At 65.8% G+C, this 16,110-nt stretch carries 15 protein-coding genes; 7 read left to right on the forward strand and 8 right to left on the reverse strand.

Translation table 11 applies throughout. The annotated features are described in order from the left end of the window. The first annotated feature begins 262 nt into the window (after nt 1-262). The gene (locus ABZ803_RS19395) at nt 263-2,725 is read left to right on the forward strand and encodes an FHA domain-containing protein (protein WP_357039715.1); all 2,463 of its coding nucleotides are present in this window, start codon (nt 263-265) and stop codon (nt 2,723-2,725) included. A gap of 19 nt (nt 2,726-2,744) precedes the next feature. On the opposite strand, the gene ABZ803_RS19400 is transcribed toward ABZ803_RS19395, so the two are convergent. Then, nucleotides 2,745-3,104: an Rv2640c family ArsR-like transcriptional regulator gene (locus ABZ803_RS19400; protein ID WP_357039718.1), complete on the reverse strand. Its 360-nt coding sequence runs from the start codon at nt 3,102-3,104 to the stop codon at nt 2,745-2,747. 98 nt (nt 3,105-3,202) lie between these two features. On the opposite strand from ABZ803_RS19400, the gene ABZ803_RS19405 reads away from it, so the two are divergent. From ABZ803_RS19405 to ABZ803_RS19430, 6 genes are all read left to right on the forward strand, one after another. Beyond that, complete coding sequence (locus ABZ803_RS19405; protein WP_357039721.1) at nt 3,203-3,727, forward strand: ArsI/CadI family heavy metal resistance metalloenzyme; 525 nt, start codon at nt 3,203-3,205, stop codon at nt 3,725-3,727. Nucleotides 3,728-3,803: 76 nt separating this feature from the next. Further along, nucleotides 3,804-4,181, forward strand: coding sequence for a metalloregulator ArsR/SmtB family transcription factor (locus tag ABZ803_RS19410; protein WP_357039724.1), 378 nt, complete (start codon nt 3,804-3,806; stop codon nt 4,179-4,181). After that, a complete protein-coding gene (locus ABZ803_RS19415) occupies nt 4,178-4,921 on the forward strand; it encodes an MIP/aquaporin family protein (protein ID WP_357039727.1) in 744 nt (247 codons plus the stop codon). The genes ABZ803_RS19410 and ABZ803_RS19415 overlap by 4 nt, the downstream gene beginning before the upstream one ends. Before the next feature lie 16 nt (nt 4,922-4,937). Beyond that, complete coding sequence (locus ABZ803_RS19420; protein ID WP_357039730.1) at nt 4,938-5,357, forward strand: arsenate reductase ArsC; 420 nt, start codon at nt 4,938-4,940, stop codon at nt 5,355-5,357. A gap of 49 nt (nt 5,358-5,406) precedes the next feature. After that, entirely contained in the window at nt 5,407-5,880 is a 474-nt protein-coding gene (locus tag ABZ803_RS19425; RefSeq protein WP_357039733.1) for a hypothetical protein, read from the forward strand. A 187-nt stretch (nt 5,881-6,067) separates the two neighbouring features. Then, complete coding sequence (locus ABZ803_RS19430; RefSeq protein WP_357039736.1) at nt 6,068-6,601, forward strand: hypothetical protein; 534 nt, start codon at nt 6,068-6,070, stop codon at nt 6,599-6,601. A gap of 130 nt (nt 6,602-6,731) precedes the next feature. On the opposite strand, the gene ABZ803_RS19435 is transcribed toward ABZ803_RS19430, so the two are convergent. From ABZ803_RS19435 to ABZ803_RS19465, 7 genes are all read right to left on the reverse strand, one after another. Then, entirely contained in the window at nt 6,732-7,670 is a 939-nt protein-coding gene (locus tag ABZ803_RS19435; RefSeq protein ID WP_357039739.1) for a class I SAM-dependent methyltransferase, read from the reverse strand. A 55-nt stretch (nt 7,671-7,725) separates the two neighbouring features. Next, nucleotides 7,726-8,565, reverse strand: coding sequence for a hypothetical protein (locus ABZ803_RS19440; RefSeq protein ID WP_357039742.1), 840 nt, complete (start codon nt 8,563-8,565; stop codon nt 7,726-7,728). Between the two features lie 246 nt (nt 8,566-8,811). Continuing rightward, complete coding sequence (locus tag ABZ803_RS19445; protein WP_357039745.1) at nt 8,812-11,202, reverse strand: serine/threonine-protein kinase; 2,391 nt, start codon at nt 11,200-11,202, stop codon at nt 8,812-8,814. Nucleotides 11,203-11,596: 394 nt separating this feature from the next. Next, on the reverse strand, nt 11,597-11,962 hold the full coding sequence (locus ABZ803_RS19450) for a TraR/DksA C4-type zinc finger protein (protein ID WP_357039748.1): 366 nt from the start codon (nt 11,960-11,962) through the stop codon (nt 11,597-11,599). 346 nt (nt 11,963-12,308) lie between these two features. Further along, on the reverse strand, nt 12,309-12,851 hold the full coding sequence (locus ABZ803_RS19455) for a CBS domain-containing protein (RefSeq protein WP_357039752.1): 543 nt from the start codon (nt 12,849-12,851) through the stop codon (nt 12,309-12,311). Between the two features lie 345 nt (nt 12,852-13,196). Beyond that, entirely contained in the window at nt 13,197-14,717 is a 1,521-nt protein-coding gene (locus ABZ803_RS19460) for a helix-turn-helix domain-containing protein (RefSeq protein ID WP_357039755.1), read from the reverse strand. 472 nt (nt 14,718-15,189) lie between these two features. After that, nucleotides 15,190-16,095, reverse strand: coding sequence for a LysR family transcriptional regulator (locus ABZ803_RS19465; protein ID WP_357039758.1), 906 nt, complete (start codon nt 16,093-16,095; stop codon nt 15,190-15,192). Nucleotides 16,096-16,110: the final 15 nt, after the last annotated feature.

The following is a 16,110-nucleotide window of genomic DNA, read 5'->3' on the forward strand; positions in this document are numbered from 1 at the left end:
ATATTCGGCTTCGATCTTGTATCAGGCTTGCTCCGGTTGTGTGATACGAATTCCACCGTTCTTTTCTCGGGTCCGGTCTCCGAGTGACTTCGCTGCGGATTCGGTGCGATCGAACGCGGTCACACTCTGTAGTTAGAGATTACATTTTTGCTGGTCAGAAGCGCATGACGCACCGGTACGGACTGGCCGGAGCGGACGCCGGAACAGAATGGTTGCGGCCGATTATCGCCGCGACAGTTCGGCGCGGTCGTATACTCCCGTTATGGCGGATAAGCGGTCCTCCACGGGATTCCCCGAGTCGCCGGTTCTCGTAGTGCAGACGCGCGAACGCGTCTATCGGCTGCGTGCCGGAAATTCCTACCATGTAGGCCGTGATCCGGACGCCGACATCGTCGTCACCGATCCGAGGGTGTCTTCTGTGCATGCCGTTTTGGAGCGGGGATCGGCCGGTTGGGAAATCGAGGACGCGCACAGCCTCAATGGCACCTTCTTCGACGGTCACCGCGTCGATCGAATGCTCATCGACCACGACGAGACCTTCCAGCTCGGACATGCCATGGACGGCGAGCAGTTGGCCTGCTCGCTGGAAACGCCACCCGGCCCCGAGCCGGAGACGGATGGCGATCGTGGCGGGGACACGATGGTCGTCCCCGATCCCGGCTACGACCTCGATGACGAAGCCACGATCACCCAGTTCGAATCGGGCCTTCCTCGGCGAGTGTCGCGATCGTCGCCTCCGGCCGCCCGCCCCAGCGCGGTGGTCCGGATCGTCTCGGGCACGCTGCGGATGGGGCGCGCCGCCGACAACGACATCGTCGTGCCCGACCTCATGGTCTCGCGTCATCACGCCGAACTGCGGATGATCGCCGAGGACAGGTATCGGGTCGTGGACCTCGGCAGCCACAACGGCACCTACTTCAACGGCTCCCGCGTCGACGCCGCCGATCTGTCCGAGAACGACTTGATCGGCATGGGGCACACCACCTACCGGCTCGTCGGCAACGAACTGCGCGAGTCCGTCGACACGGGCGACATCTCGGTCTGCGTGCAGGATCTCATCGTGCGGACACCCGAAGGCAAAGTGCTCCTCGACGACGTGACATTCCCCATTCCGCAGCGCTCGCTCGTCGGGGTCATCGGCCCCAGCGGAGCTGGTAAGTCGACGCTTCTGGGCGCGGTCACCGGGTTGCGGCCCGCCACGGAGGGCACCGTCCGCTACGACGGCCGCGACCTCTACACCGACTACGAAGAACTCCGGCACCGCATCGGGCTGGTGCCGCAGGAAGACATCCTGCACAACCAGCTTCCGACCCGGCGCGCGCTGCTCTACGCCGCCGAACTGCGCTTCCCCGGTGACACGCGCCCCGAGGAGCGCGAACAGCGGGTCGACGAGGTCCTCGAGGAACTCGGTTTGACGCGGCACGCCGACACCCGCATCGACCAACTCTCCGGTGGGCAACGCAAACGCGTGAGCGTCGCACTGGAACTGCTGACCAAACCGTCGCTGCTGTTCCTCGACGAACCGACCTCCGGCCTCGACCCCGGCCTGGACAAGACGGTCATGGAGATGCTGTCCGAACTCGCCCATGACGGGCGGACGGTCATCGTCGTCACCCACAGCGTGGCGAACCTCGATTCCTGCGACCGTCTGCTGGTCCTGGTGCCCGGTGGCCGGCTGGCTTACTACGGGCCGCCCGCGGAAGGATTGCAGCAGTTCGCGCAGCGCAGCTGGGCGGAAGTGTTTCAAGCCTTCGACCGCGAGGAAGACCGCGACTGGGCCGCCGCATTCCGGGAATCCCCACGCTTCCAGCACTACGTGGCAGTCGGACCGACCGAGGACGTCGGCCCGGTGGAAACCCAGCGCCCACCGGCACCCCCGCCCCCGCCGCAATCCAAGCTCAGCCAGCTCAGCACATTGTGCAGGCGATACCTCGCGGTCATCGCTTCGGATCGAAGCTATCTGGCGCTGCTGGGCGTGATGCCGTTGCTGTTGGGTGGGTTGATCGCGGCGGTGCCCTCGGGCGAAGGGTTCACCGGCGCGCCGGGGACCAACACCGATGCCCCGACCAAACTCATGATCCTGGTATTCGGTGCCTGCTTCGTCGGCACCGGCAACTCGATTCGCGAGATCGTCAAGGAGCAGACGATCTACCGCAGAGAACGCGCGGCAGGACTGTCGCCAGGGGTCTATTTGATGTCCAAACTGCTGGTCCTCGGCGTGATCACCGTGCTTCAAGCGGCGGTGTTGTTCCTGATCGGCACCATCGGCGAGAGTCTTCCGCCGAAAGGGATCTTCACCTCGGCCGAGGTGGAGTTGATCCTGGCGATGGCGTTGCTCGGCATCGCGTCGCTGGCCATGGGCCTGCTGGTCTCCGTGTCGGTGAACACCTCGGAGAAGACGCTGCCGCTGCTGATCGTGCTGTCCATGGCACAACTGGTGCTTACCGGCGGGCTGGTGCGGCTACCCGGTACACCCGTGCTCGAGCAACTGTCCTACCTCTCGCCGTCCCGCTGGGGGTTCGGTGCGGGAGCCGCCACACTCGACCTCGACACCCTCTCGCCGCACGATGGTGGACCGGACCCCTTGTGGAAACACACCCTCGGCACCTGGCTGCTCGACATGGGAGTCGTCGCCGGTCTCGCGGCCGTCTTCCTCGCGCTGGCGTGGTACCGCCTCTACCAGTTGCGGCCACGGCGGCGCGGCGCCCGCCCGGCCAGGATCTGACGCCGACGACGGACGTGATTCAGCGGCAGCAGTTGGGGTCGAGCACCACACACAGCGCCGCCAGAGCGTCGCGGCGGGCGCGGTGGAAGGTATTCATGCCGCGGCGTTCGGATGCCACGAGCCCGGCCTTGCGCAGCTGGCCGAGGTGATGGCTGACCGTGGACTCCGACAATCCGACCGCCGCTGCGAGGTCGCCGCCGTTCTCCTCGTCGGAGGTGCTGGTCAGCAGCAGTGACAGCAGTTTGACCCGCGCCGGGTCGGCGATCGCTTTCAATCGCAGCGCCACCGCCAGCGCGGCGTCGTCATCGATCGGCCCGGCCGCGACCGGCGTGCAGCAGACCGGGGCGGACATGTCGATCAGGGGCAGCGTCTTGGGCATGCGATCCACCCTACCCATGGCATTGACATATGTCGAAAAGGTGGCAGACTCGGCACCGAACCGGTTCTTCGATATATGTCACACAAGTGGAGGTAGTCATGTCCCGCATTCAACTCGCCCTCAACGTCGACGACATCGACCGAGCCGTGGCGTTCTACTCGACCCTGTTCGGCACCGAACCCGCCAAGCGCAAGCCCGGCTACGCCAACTTCGCCGTCACCGAACCACCACTGAAACTCGTGCTGATCGAGAACCCCGGCCACGGCGGCAGCGTCAACCACCTCGGCGTCGAGGTCGAAACGTCCGGCCAGGTACACGCCGAGATCGCCCGCCTCTCGCAAGCCGGGATGTTCACCGAAGAGCAGATCGCCACCACGTGTTGCTTCGCCACGCAGGACAAAGTCTGGGTGACAGCACCGGACGCCGAACGCTGGGAGGTCTACACCGTCCTGGCAGACAGCGAAACCTTCGGCACCGCACCCGAACTCGCAGCCACACCTTCCGACGCGGAAGCAGTCCAGGCCTGCTGCGGCAGCGCCGAGGACGCCGCCGCCGAGGGCGCGTGCTGCACCCCGGCGGCGAAGAAGGAAGCGATCGCCTCGGGCGCCACCTGCTGCAGCTGACCGATAGCGCGGCTGCGGCCGGGAGTTCACCAGGTGTTCGCTTGCCCACGGTTTCGACATCCATCAATATCGATGCATGTCGAAACCGGAGTTACCGCTGATCGGCGTGACCTCACCCTCGTGTGAGGTCACGCCCCTGGTCCGCCAACCGCTGACCGCCGATGCCGCCACCGAGCTCGCCGGTGTCTTCAAAGCCCTGTCGGACCCGGTGCGGCTGCGGCTGCTGTCGGTGATCGCCGGCCACGCCGGGCAGGAAGCCTGCGTCTGCGACATTTCCGCAGGCTTCGACGTCGGCCAACCCACCATCTCCCACCACCTGAAAGTCCTGCGCGAAGCCGGACTACTCAGTAACCAGCGGCGCGGGTCATGGGTCTACTACCGCATCGAACCCACCGCACTACGCCAGCTGGCCCAGCTGCTCGACAGCACCACCTCCGCGGCGGTCTCCCGATGACCGACCGGGCACGGCGGTTGCTGGCGGAGTTCGTCGGCACCGCACTGCTGGTCACCGTCGTCGTCGGCTCCGGCATCGCCGCCCAGCAACTCTCCCCGGGCGATGCCGGATTGCAGCTGCTGGAGAACTCCACCGCGACCGTGTTCGGGCTCGCGGTGCTGATCCTGGTCTTCGGACCGGTCTCCGGCGCGCACTTCAACCCCGCCGTCTCCGCCGCGGACTGGCTACTGGGCCGCCGCCACGGCACCGGACTGACCGGCCGCGACCTCAGCGGCTACCTCGCCGCCCAAACCTTCGGCGCCGTTCTCGGCGCAATCGGCGCCCACGCCATGTTCGACCAACCCGCGCTACAGATCTCCACCCATCACCGCCTCACCAGCGGCCACCTACTCGGTGAAGTCGTCGCCACCGCCGGACTCATCGCGGTCATCTTCGCCCTCGCCCGCTCCGGACGCGCCGCGCTCTCGGCCGCGGCAGTCGCCGCCTACATCGGGGCGGCCTACTGGTTCACCAGCTCCACCTCCTTCGCCAACCCCGCCGTCACCATCGGGCGCGTCTTCACCGACACCTTCGCCGGAATCGCCCCCGCCTCCGCGCCCGGATTCATCACCGGCCAAATCCTCGGCGCGCTCCTGGGCCTAGCGCTGATCACCGCCCTCTACCCGGCCACCACCGCGGCCGCCGCCGACAACGCCGTCGTCCCCCACGACCCCACCACCACCACGACCGCCACCGACTGAAAGGCCCTCTCCGGCAATGCCGCCCAAACCCAGCGTGCTGTTCGTCTGCGTCCACAACGCCGGACGCTCCCAAATGGCCCAGGCCTTCCTCACCCACCTCGGCGGCGACGCCATCGAAGTCCGCTCCGCAGGCTCCGCCCCCGCCGAGCAACTCAACCCCACCGCAGTCGAAGCCATGCGAGAAGTCGGCATCGACATCACCACCCAGGCCCCCAAAATCCTCACCCCCGACACCGTCGAGACCTCCACCGTGGTCATCACCATGGGCTGCGGCGACGCCTGCCCCTATTTCCCCGGCGTCGACTACCACGACTGGAAACTCGACGACCCCGCAGGCAAAGACCTCGACACCGTCCGCGCCATCCGCGACGAAATCCGCACCCGCGTCGAGGAACTCCTCACCCGACTCCTCCCGCAGCCCCGCCCAACGGCCTGACCCGTCGAATCCCCGCACAGGCTCCCTGATCCACCTGGTCGCGGGCGGGATGAGTGTGTTCCGCATCGTCGAACTCGGCGTCGACGGCGACCCCGCCAAAGCGCTGGTACAAGCCGTCGGCGACGGCCCCGGCACCTATCCGTGGGCTACCGATCTGACCTACGCGGTGCCGGTCGACCGGCCCTGGCAGGCGCCCGTCCGCCCCTCGCTGGCCCGCCTCCGGCCGACATCACCCCCTTCCCTCAACTCCGAACTCGACGCTGAGATGTGCAGCGAAGAACCCGAGGTCGCCAAGCTCTTCGCGCGGCCGGGGCGGCTCACACGCAGAACGATCCCGGAGTGGGTTCAGCGTGCCGTCTTCTTTCGAGCCGCCCGGACCGGCTGGGCCGCCTATCAGCACGCGGTCCAAGCCTGGATCGACAACCCCGCACAGAGTTCGGACGCGCATGTGTCCCAAGCCTTCGACGATCTACGCGCCCTCTCGGCGACCACCCCACCGACGCAGGCGGGCTACGAACGCTGATACTCCCCGCCCGCGGTCACCACACGTCACGACTGAACCGCGTCACGAACGTAAGGCCGCCGGAGCCGTGTACGGAACACTTGCCCATTGGTCGAGGGATGTTCGGCCACCCACGTAGGAGTGATCAGAAGAGGGTGTCGCGAACCCGTTGACAACGAGCAGAGGTGATCGTTGAAATAGTCCAACGATGATCGAACCCGACCCCCAACTCGAAGAGGAACTCAGCGCCGCTCACAGCCTTTATCCGATCGGCGACCATGTCACCGGAGTGGTCACGCTGGTCCCGCGACCCGGCGTCGTCGGACTGTTCGTCGACTTGGGCCATCCGCCCACCGGATTCGTCGACATCCTGAATCTGCCGTTTTCCGCCGACCAATGGCCGACGGCCGGCACAGTGACCGAGTTCGAGGTCCTCCAGCACACACGCGGCCAGGTTCGCCTCTGGCCTCTCGATCCCGCCTTCCGATCGAGCTCGACCAGGTTTCCCGTCATGAGCGAGTCCGAATGGTGCGCCGCCACGAACCGCCACCCCGTCGGATCCGCAGTCACCGCCGAGATCACCGACGTCTTCCCCAGCAACCGCGAATACTTCGTCGCATTCGATGGCCTCTGGTCCGGCCTGTCCTGGTCCGGCACGCCCCCCATCGTCGGCACCACCGCACAGTTCACCGTCGACCGACATCTCGACGCGACCCGAAGAATTCGGCTGCGCAGCGCCTGACAAACCCAGCACCTCGTCATGGCTTGTACCAGTCATGGTGCGGAGAAGTTCGGCCGAGGCGAAAGGCGTGCCATCGACTCATGGCGGGCAACCCATCCGGGTCACACGCGGTATGTGCACGCGGTCGGCTTCAACGCCGAGGAGACTCGCCGGATCGCCACCGATTCGTCGGCGACAGTTCAGGACGGCGGGCGACGACATTGGCTATATGTGGGGCGGAGTGGGAGTCGAGCTCGTCCGCGCAGTCGGCAAGAGCTTCCCGCATGAGCGCGATGCGTTTGCCGATCGGCACATTCATCAGCGCCGGCAGAAAGGTGACTCGCGATCCATGACTATAGAAACCGTCGAGCGTGAAGCGAAACGCTTGACTAGGAGTCAATGGCAATGGCCAGGCCTCGATCTCGACGTCGACGAATCCGGCCGCTTGCAGCTCCGCCGCTTCCCACGCCGTATCCGTGAACTGACCGGACGACTCGTCGTTCCGGATACCGGGATCGATACCATGACGCGCAACGGTAGATTTGAGCCGGTCGACATAAATCTCGCCGAATTTATTGTACTCCTTTCCTGCGATTCTGATCTCACCGAGATACTTGGTCAGGTTGAATGCCCATCTACCGCCAGTTCTGAGGACGTCGAATACGGCGCGGTGGAGAGACGGCCTGTCGTGAAAGGTGTAGTAGTAGGTGAAACTGGAGAAAATTGCGTCACAGCCGAGGAACCCCTCCCTTTCTGCGATCGAGTGGATGCTTTCCGCCTCACCCCTATGGAACGTGATCGGGCATGGATAGGCTCTCTCGCGTGCGCGCTCGAGCATCGGGATGCTCGGATCAACGGCTAAAATATGACCCCGTCTCCCGACCCTGTCCGCCAGAATCTCGGTCGAGAAGCCGCTGCCTGCGCCCAGATCGATGACCACATCACCACGAGAGATTCCCGAAATCGTCATCAGCCGTTCGGCGGAAGTCGAATAGAGTTTCCCGTATTCCTCGTTGAGGTGCTCGTATCGGGCCGCGTAGCCGGCAGGTAGGGAGTTCCAATCGAATACTCGAGATCCCCTATTTCGCATACTACCCCTCCGGTATCGTAGCCGACTTCCGATACGGCCGGAATACTTGTGAAACTTACTTCAGCCGGCCGATCATGGATTGGGCGAATCCGGTAACCAGCGCGGCAAGGCCGAAGGTTATGACGCCCGTGAGCACGTTCGTCGCGAATGCGGCAGGAATGGCGATGACAGCGCCACCCGCAATCGCGATGACCGGCTCGATAGCCGACGACCAGATTCGGTACGTCACGCAGCCGCTGATTGTCTGACCTTGCCGCGGCTCCCAGCTCGTGTACGAGTACACCGCACGCCCGTCGATTTCCGCAGTGCGTTCGAAGGCATGGAGCGAAGTTTCATTGCTGTCGACGCTCAGACTCGCACCTCTCGGAAAACCGAGTTTGGTCTCGAAATAGTTGGTTCGAGACACGAAAGTATATGTCCAGACGAATGTATGACTCGTAGCGAACAGACCACGGCGCGTTATGTCTATCGAATTCTCGAGCGAGTAGCCGAATGCCAACTCTATCATCCTTCCCGCCGCGCAGTCCGTCAGATCGAAAACAACGGTAGTGCAGGCGACATCGGTCGATATCTCTGCTTGCTCGATGCGATAGGCCAGAGGATTCGGCAGTACTCGAATGTCGAGGGCGAACGGCGGCCGGCGCGGCGGATGGGGAATACGCCAACGATATTCTGGCGTCCCTCCTTGCAGATCGCCCAGGCGGAGTATGACGCGGATCCTTCTGGTGAGGTCGCCGGTCGCCGACAGGTCGCTGTCGAAAACGACCGCGACCAACTGATGAGGAGAGGGCGTGGCGTCACCGAATGCCATATCTTGCTCGCGCAACTGGCGGTAGATCGCACGCTCATTGGCTTGTCGCCTTTGAGCGGGTCGGGAGTGTTCGCTACTCGCCATCGGTCCCCCGCCTACCTCGAGATGAGCTGAAGCTCGCATAGTCTTGGCAGTCCGATCATAGCCAAGCGTCCGTCGAAACAACCCCGTCCTGGAGGGCTGAATCGTTGGGGGCGCAGAGTGTCCCGCAGAGGCTTCATTCATCGCGATCGGAAGTTGCCAACCGTCCGAGCCAGGGGGCACGGTCGAGGGTGTATGGCGTGCAGGGTTGCCGGTCGACGCGCAGGTTCGGCCGGGCACCTCACAGGATCAGAAGAGCCTCAGGTTTCCGACGTAGACCTTGCCACCGATCGCCACGGGTGTGTACTCGCTGGTGATCCTCCAGACTTCGCCGTCGCGGCTCCACACCGCGAGTGTGTTGCCCGAATGGACCGAGTCGGTGCTGAGGGCGATCCGGCTGCCGTCGGTGCCGAGCTGGGTGCCCTTCGGTACGAAACCGGGAATCACATACTCGCCGGTATAGGCGTCTACCACACGGCCCGAATCGGAGGTGAGGATCAGGGTTCCGATGCCGCGCAACAGGAGTCGCTCCGGCCGGTTGTCGGCGCTGAACGACTGCTTCTGCCACAAGATGGTTCCGGTGCGTGGACTGATCCCCGCGTAGGTCGTTCTATTACCCTGCGTCTGAATGGCGGTCGGCACCGAAGTCTCCGTCGGCCCCGGCCCGACCAGCGTTGTCGGGCGCTCGCTCGGACGCCAGCCCTTCGGTAGATCCGCTGTCTTGGTGCCGTTCCGGTCGTAGATCCCGGTCGGTGACCGGCCGTCGGCGACGACGAATCCGTCGATGAAGACGTTCCAGTCCTCGTCACCGATCTCTTCGACCGAGTCGCGGCGGAACACCTCTTGGCCGTCTTCGAGCCGGATCACGCGAAACTCCCACTTCGACAACGGTTCCGACGGGTCGGGTGCGGACTCGACCACGGCCAGCCGGACCGAGTCGAAGACCTCGATCGAATGGAGTGGTTGCGTCGACCGCGGACGCGGGTCGGCATCGGTCCAGCGGATCGCCGGGAGTTCCCGGCCATCCTCACCGATCGATCGCAGTGATGGCGGTTGAGACGGATCCGCCCTGTCCACGAAGACGAAACGCCCACCCGCGGCGGTCAAGCTTTCGATCTGGCCGATAGCGGGAAAGGTGTCGATGACCCGGCTCGCCTCGAGGTCGACGACCACCACGGCATCGGAGGGTACCGACGAACTGTCGAGGTGACAGGCGGCTGCCGAATGATCTGCGCTGACGACACAGCGGTTGAGGCTTCGTTGGCTCGTGTCCACCACGATGGGCTCGGTGCCGGCCCGGAGCCGGCCGGTATTCGCATCGATTATGTCGAGGTACTGGACGCGGTTCGCGTCGGCCGGGCGGACTTTGCGGCCGAAGATGACGATGTCGGAATCTCCGCCGAGCGCTGAGGTACCGTTCGGCTGGGAGCCGGGAGGGCCTGGAATATCCTGCAACGTCCAGATCGCGGTGTCGGGGCGCTTGTCGAGCGACGGCAGAATCGGCGTCACGGGTTGACGAGGCAGCCGCGCGGCTTCCTCCGCACCCGCGTCGTGCATGAATGCCCGGACACCCAGCAAGCCGACGACAACCAGCGCCACCGTGATCACCATTGCTCCGATGAGGCGAGGCGTATTGCGGCGCCGAGTGTTTCGTGATCGCGCTCCCACGGGACCCGGCGGGGCCGGATGATGCGGTCCGGGGCCGAGAGGGGACGGTCGGACGACGGTGGCTGCGTAGCGGTCGGCCGCCACCGCGGCCGGCGCCGCCGCCGTGGCTGACGGTTGTCGGTGCGTCGCGGGCGTGGCGGGCGTGGCGGGCGTGGCGAGAGCGTGACCGAGGGCGGTCGCGAAGTCCTTACTGGTGGGAAAGCGATGCTCCGGACGCTTCGCCATCGCCCGTCCGATCACCGAATCTACGTGCGGCGCGAGATCGGGCCGATGCTCTCGCACACTGGGAACGGGCTGCTGGGCGTGAGCCATGATCACCGCGACGGGGTTGGTGCCGGTGAACGGCTGCGCGCCGGTGAGCAGATGAAAGGCGGTGGCGGCCAGCGAATACTGGTCGGATCGCGGATCGACGGGCAGCCCCCGCATCTGCTCAGGGGAGGCGTACGCGATGGTGCCGAGGGTCAGGCCCGTTCCGGTGAGATCGGAGTTCTCCGGTCCCATTCGTGCGATCCCGAAATCGGTGAGCAGGTAGTGGCCGGTCCTGGCGAGCAGAATGTTGGCGGGTTTCACATCTCGATGGATCAAGCCCCGAGCACCCGCGTAGTCGAGCGCATCGGCTACCTCCGTGATCGCACGTGCCACGTCGGTGCCGGGCAACCCGCCCGGCGAGGAGGTGAGCGACGCCGATAAATCGATGCCGTCGATCAACTCCAACGCGATCCACAATCGCCCGTCGGATTCCCCACGGTCGTGGACGCTGACGATGCCGGGATGCGACAGGGATGCGGCGAGGTCGGCCTCGCGCTCGAAGCGGCGGCGGTAGGAGTCATCGCGGGTGAACTGCGCGGCAAGCACCTTCACCGCGTCGGAGCGAGGCAGCCGTGGATGTCGGGCGACGTAGACCTCGCCCATGCCGCCGACACCGAGAAGGCGTTCGATGGTGTATCCGGCGAACACTGACCCCAATTCCAATGCGGCCAACGTTCGATACCTCCGATACGCGATGGTGAGTCGATCACACCGTATCCCGAGCTCGTCGGCAACTCTGCGGACCGGTCACACGGGTCGAACACTCGGCCGGTCAAGACAGCCACCACCCCGGACGCGCTCTCCGACGAGCCCCGCCACGACGACGAGTACGGGCTGCCGCTGGACACGATCTCCCTCGCACATTCGGACCGTGGCGGTACCCACCCACATCGCGTGCCGCTCCAGCCCGACATCCAACCAATCGGTGTCATCAATCCTGGCCGGCTGTTTTCGATGAGTGAGCGCGGATGTCCGGCACGACCCGCCTGCTGGTTCCCCGTTCCTGCGGAGATCGACTGCTCCCGTGGGGCATCCGAGATGCCCGGAATCTCCGCGGTCAACGGCATGCGAGGGTTTCCCGTGGTGCCGACAATTCACCTCGATCTCCTCGGGAAGCTGATCGAGGCAGCTGTCCGCGCGGCGGGCGGGACCCGCCGGAGGCAGGCAGATGCCGCCGACAATTCAGGCACCACTGCGTCGTGGGAATGGCTTGCAGTAGGTGGATGGGGATTTCGGTGTGGCAGCCGCGGCAGCGGCCGTAGCGGCCTGTGGTGATGAGGGTGAAGGTTTCCTCGATGTCGGCCAACGCGTGTCGTGCGGCCACGGCCAGTTTCTTGGTCACCTCATGTCTGGCCGTATCAGCGGCGTCGGTCGGCGTGGCGGAGCGGTCGATCTCGTCTTCGAGTTCGGCCAGTTGCTGCACGCGGAAGCGGCGTTGCTTATCGAGTCTGGCTCGCAGCGCCGGTAGGTGGTCGGGAAGGCGTTCGGGTGAGACAGCGTGTACGTGGGTCATCCGGGTCTCCAGGACTGGTGGTTCGGAATTGTGTTTCGAGATGCGGTCAGGTGAGAAGCGATGGGCCGCCCTGCCGCGGCCCTTGTATGACCACCTCCACGCCGTCGGAATATTCGCTGACAACCCCAGGATCGTTAACGCGCGATGGCTACGCCTGTCCGTCCGCGACAAGTGCGGGGGCGCCACTTGTCCGATTTCTCCACTCGCGTCTCGGGATCAGCCGGCCGCCGCACCCCAGCGGGAACAGCAAGAGGCGTCAGTGCACGAGGGCGGTCGCGATGGTCGCGGTGCGGATACCCGGCACTGTGCGGGTCAGGGCGACGGCGATGCGCCGTTCGGATTCGTCGGCGAAGCGGCCGGAGACGCTGGCGTCGCCTTCCTCGACGGTTACCTGCCAGCGCCGTGCGCCGGTGTATCGATCCAGCAGATTCTGCGCATCGGCCGCGAGTGCGTCGTCGGGGGTGAGCATGATTCGTAACGCGTCTCCGCGGCTGAACATCCCGACCACGCGGCCGTCGGCATCGACGACGGGCAGACTACGCAGTCCGTGCTTCATCAGTCCGCTGATGACCTCGGTCATGGTCGCGCCGCCGGGCACCGACACCGCGGGTGTGGTCATCACGGCGCGGACGCTGTCTTCGAGTTCGCCGGCCCGCAACAGGTCACCGCTGGTGAGGACTCCGATGAGGCGCTCGTCCTGGTCGAGGACGGGCAACGCCGCGTAGCCCAGTTCGGCGAGCATCAGTGCCGCCTCGCGTGCTGTCTTGTCGTGTCGCACGGCGACGATCGGTCTTTGCATGACCTCACACACCCGCATGTTCTTCATTCTGTTCAACTCCGTTTCAGCTAGTACCGGTATCGGAAGGCGCATGCTGCACCGGCCGATCCTCGTGTCCTCCGAGGCCTGGTTCCTCAGGCCGTAGGGAGGTCCTGGCTACGGCATGTGTGCCGGGATGGGGAAGTGTCGTCAGCGGCGGGCCGAGTCGGCGCTGCCGCCCCTGACGACGCGCAGGCCCTCGGGCCGGGTCTCGGTCGTTCTCGGGCTTTTGCTCAACTCCAGGATGGCGCGTGGTCGACGCGATCGGTTGCGCTGATCCGACAATCGAGGCACCGGGATTTGTGGCGATGGCACAGTGCGGGTATGTCAGGCGTGGTCGGTGACGGCGAGTTCGATCATCATCGCGAGCCGTTTGCGAGGGTCGTCCAATCCGAGGTCGGTCACCTCGGCCATCTTGCGCAGCCGGTTACGGACGGTGTTCTCGTGCACCCCCAGTTGCGCACCGGCCTCCGCCGGGTCGCCTTGCGCCTGCAACCAGGCGCGCAGCGTCGCCACATACCGAGTGGAGTTCGTGCGGTCGTGGCGCCGCAACTCCGAAATCGGCCCCCGCGTGGGGGCGCGCCCGGAAAGCCCTGCGGTGCGCAACCGTTGGAGCAGGATTTCGTCCCATGACTCGTCGTAGGCGGGGGGCGCAGCACCCGTTGACCGGGCCTCGTGCAGCGCCAGGCATTCGTCGGCCTCTTGCCGCGCCGAGGCCAATTCTGTGGCCCGGGCAACGCCGCTGATGCCGGCCAGCACCGTCATCCGGGTGGGCAGTGCCGCTTGACGCTCGCTTATCCAGCGGCGTGCCGTCGACGCCTGATCCGCGGGCAGCACGGTGTAGATGGCGTCACCGACCAAGGCGCTGCGGCTCGAACGCGACCAGCCGAATCCGGATGTCGCTCGCTCGAAGATCAACAGCAGCGCGGCGTGCTGCTCATCTGCGATCCGACCCCGCAGCGCGAGCACCCGCAAACCCTCCGGCGCCAATCCCAGCCTGCTGGCCACCGTCGCCGCGTCCGCGGCGCCTTCCAGTAGACGGATCACCAATTCGGATTCCACCTGACGTTCCAGGTCCGCGCTGGCCCGCGACCGCAGGAGATGCAGGGCCACCGTGCGCGCGCCATCGGTCAGCGCCTGGTGTCGAGCCCCGTGTAGCGGCGCAGGGCATGACACCCATACCGAGCCCAGCAGTTGGCGGCCCACGCGCACGGCCACGACCATCCGTCCCGTCATCGCGCGATCTGCCTGCGCAGGCACGAACAACGGTTCCGCCGAATCTGCCAAATGTGCGAAGACACCGTGCGCATCGAATACCGCGCGCAGCCACTGTGGCATCTGCCGGCCCAGGATCGTCTCCACCCGCGCGGGATCGACGGGCTGCTGCGGCCTGGAATACGCCAGCACCCGCGACAGGCGGTCCTCGATCGTCACCGCGCCCCCGACCGCGTCGGCCAGATTGTCGGCCAAAGCGAACAAATCGGTCGGACCGCGACCGGCTTCGGTCTCGCGTCCTTCCAGCACCAGCCCGTAGACCACCGCGGCCACCTCACTCCAGGCCACCGCGGGGTCGATCACCATCACCGCGACGCCCTCGATCTCCAACTCATCGTCGGTCTCGCCCTCACGGATGAGCACGACGACAGCCCGCGCCGCCACCGCCCAGTCCATCACTTCCGATACCGAGCGCGCCCCGATCCCCAGCAGCACATCGCCAGCTTCCGTCGGGTCATGCTCGGCTCCGTGAATCACCACACTGCGTAATGGGGTGGACCGGGCAACCGAACCCAACCGCACACGGACCCCATAACCACCCAGCACGTTCGCCAACCGGTCCAACGTCACCATGAGCCGCTCCCCCCGCGGGCGCCGTCGTATGGGTCATGAATCCCGCGTACTTGCACAGTGCGTCGAGTCGTCACCATCGACTCCCGGTTCTCGTCGCTGCTCGTCTGCGGAGTCCCAGCGGAAACAGCCTCCGCGGCCGGTCCGGGCCGTTGCCGCATATCGAACGTACGCCTCCAGGGACTCGGCCGCAGGTTCCCCGCGACACCGAGGACGGTGACGATGCAGCCGGATGTCCAGGACGTCCATGCGGCGCCGCCACCAGCGAAACCACCGACCCACGGCGCGAGGACCAGCGCAAACCCTCGACGGCCGAGGAATGGGCGCATGCTCGGCTCAACAGCGGCCGGGCGTAAGGGGCCGCCGGCCGCCTCCATCGAACATGCAGGCCTTGCGGGATGATCGCCGAAGCGTGAGAGGTGCTCGCCGCGTGCGCGGGGCGCGGCGAACTGGAGCCGCGACAACGCGAAATTCTCTAGCAGCGCAACGCTCCTTCCGGAAGCTCCGTCGGCGCGGTGAGAGGAAGCTCGAGTGAGGTGAGCAAGTCTCGGAACCGTTCCGCCAGTTGGGTCGGCGCGCTGCGGCTGTAGGCGACGATCTCACGGTAGACGCCGGGGCCGATCCTTCTGGTGTGCTGTACCCAGCCGCCAGGGACGGCGTTGTTGGGCACCAGTGCTACTCCTAAGCCCTCCATCGCGAACAGCAGCGCGGCGGTCACCTGCCCGGTACGGGCTACGGCGCGCGGAGTGAATCCGAGGGTGGTGGCCGTCCGGTCGACGATCTCGCTCATGCCTTGCTCGGGCTCGTACAGGATCCAGTCGGCAGCGGCGAGTTCGTCGGGTTCCACCCGGGAACCCGTGTCCCGCCCCATCGGGCCGACCAGCACCATCTCCTCGTAACCGAGGGATACGACCGGCCCTTCCCATAGTTCGGGCCGCGGGCCGACCGCGAGATCGCCCTGCCCGTTGCGTACTGCTTCCTCCAGGGCACGGCGATGGGAGAAGTCGTGCACCCGAAGAACAGCCGTCGGGAAGAGTGAGTGCCAGCGCACGGCGCTCGGGGGCAGGATGCCGGAGGCGATCGACCGCACGGTCACTACGTGCACGTCGCCGCTTCGCCCCTCGACCACCTGGCGCACGGCGTCCGCCGCTTCCCCGGCACCCTGCAACACGCGCTCGGCTCGGGGCAGGAAGACCCGTCCCGCGGGAGTGAGGACGAGGCCGTGGCGCCCGCGTTCGAGCAGTTGCGCACCGAGTTCCTTCTCCAACGACCGGATCTGCTGGGACAACGACGGCTGCGAGACATACAGCCGTGCGGCGGCGGCGCTGAAAGACCCGCTTTCCCAGACGGCGAGAAAGTACTCCAATTGGCGCAGTCGCATCGGATGAAGCTACCG

The sequence above is a fragment of the Nocardia sp. NPDC047648 genome, from assembly GCF_040642815.1.
Lineage (GTDB): Bacteria > Actinomycetota > Actinomycetes > Mycobacteriales > Mycobacteriaceae > Nocardia > Nocardia gamkensis.

Bases quoted from the DNA above. Each gene is read 5' to 3' on its own strand.
- ABZ803_RS19465 (WP_357039758.1), bottom strand. From the start codon at position 16,095: ATGCGACTGCGCCAATTGGAGTACTTTCTCGCCGTCTGGGAAAGCGGG.
- ABZ803_RS19420 (WP_357039730.1), top strand. From the start codon at position 4,938: ATGCCGCCCAAACCCAGCGTGCTGTTCGTCTGCGTCCACAACGCCGGA.
- ABZ803_RS19435 (WP_357039739.1), bottom strand. From the start codon at position 7,670: ATGCGAAATAGGGGATCTCGAGTATTCGATTGGAACTCCCTACCTGCC.
- ABZ803_RS19455 (WP_357039752.1), bottom strand. From the start codon at position 12,851: ATGCAAAGACCGATCGTCGCCGTGCGACACGACAAGACAGCACGCGAG.
- ABZ803_RS19425 (WP_357039733.1), top strand. From the start codon at position 5,407: ATGAGTGTGTTCCGCATCGTCGAACTCGGCGTCGACGGCGACCCCGCC.
- ABZ803_RS19460 (WP_357039755.1), bottom strand. From the start codon at position 14,717: ATGGTGACGTTGGACCGGTTGGCGAACGTGCTGGGTGGTTATGGGGTC.
- ABZ803_RS19395 (WP_357039715.1), top strand. From the start codon at position 263: ATGGCGGATAAGCGGTCCTCCACGGGATTCCCCGAGTCGCCGGTTCTC.
- ABZ803_RS19415 (WP_357039727.1), top strand. From the start codon at position 4,178: ATGACCGACCGGGCACGGCGGTTGCTGGCGGAGTTCGTCGGCACCGCA.
- ABZ803_RS19405 (WP_357039721.1), top strand. From the start codon at position 3,203: ATGTCCCGCATTCAACTCGCCCTCAACGTCGACGACATCGACCGAGCC.
- ABZ803_RS19440 (WP_357039742.1), bottom strand. From the start codon at position 8,565: ATGGCGAGTAGCGAACACTCCCGACCCGCTCAAAGGCGACAAGCCAAT.
- ABZ803_RS19430 (WP_357039736.1), top strand. From the start codon at position 6,068: ATGATCGAACCCGACCCCCAACTCGAAGAGGAACTCAGCGCCGCTCAC.
- ABZ803_RS19410 (WP_357039724.1), top strand. From the start codon at position 3,804: ATGTCGAAACCGGAGTTACCGCTGATCGGCGTGACCTCACCCTCGTGT.
- ABZ803_RS19400 (WP_357039718.1), bottom strand. From the start codon at position 3,104: ATGCCCAAGACGCTGCCCCTGATCGACATGTCCGCCCCGGTCTGCTGC.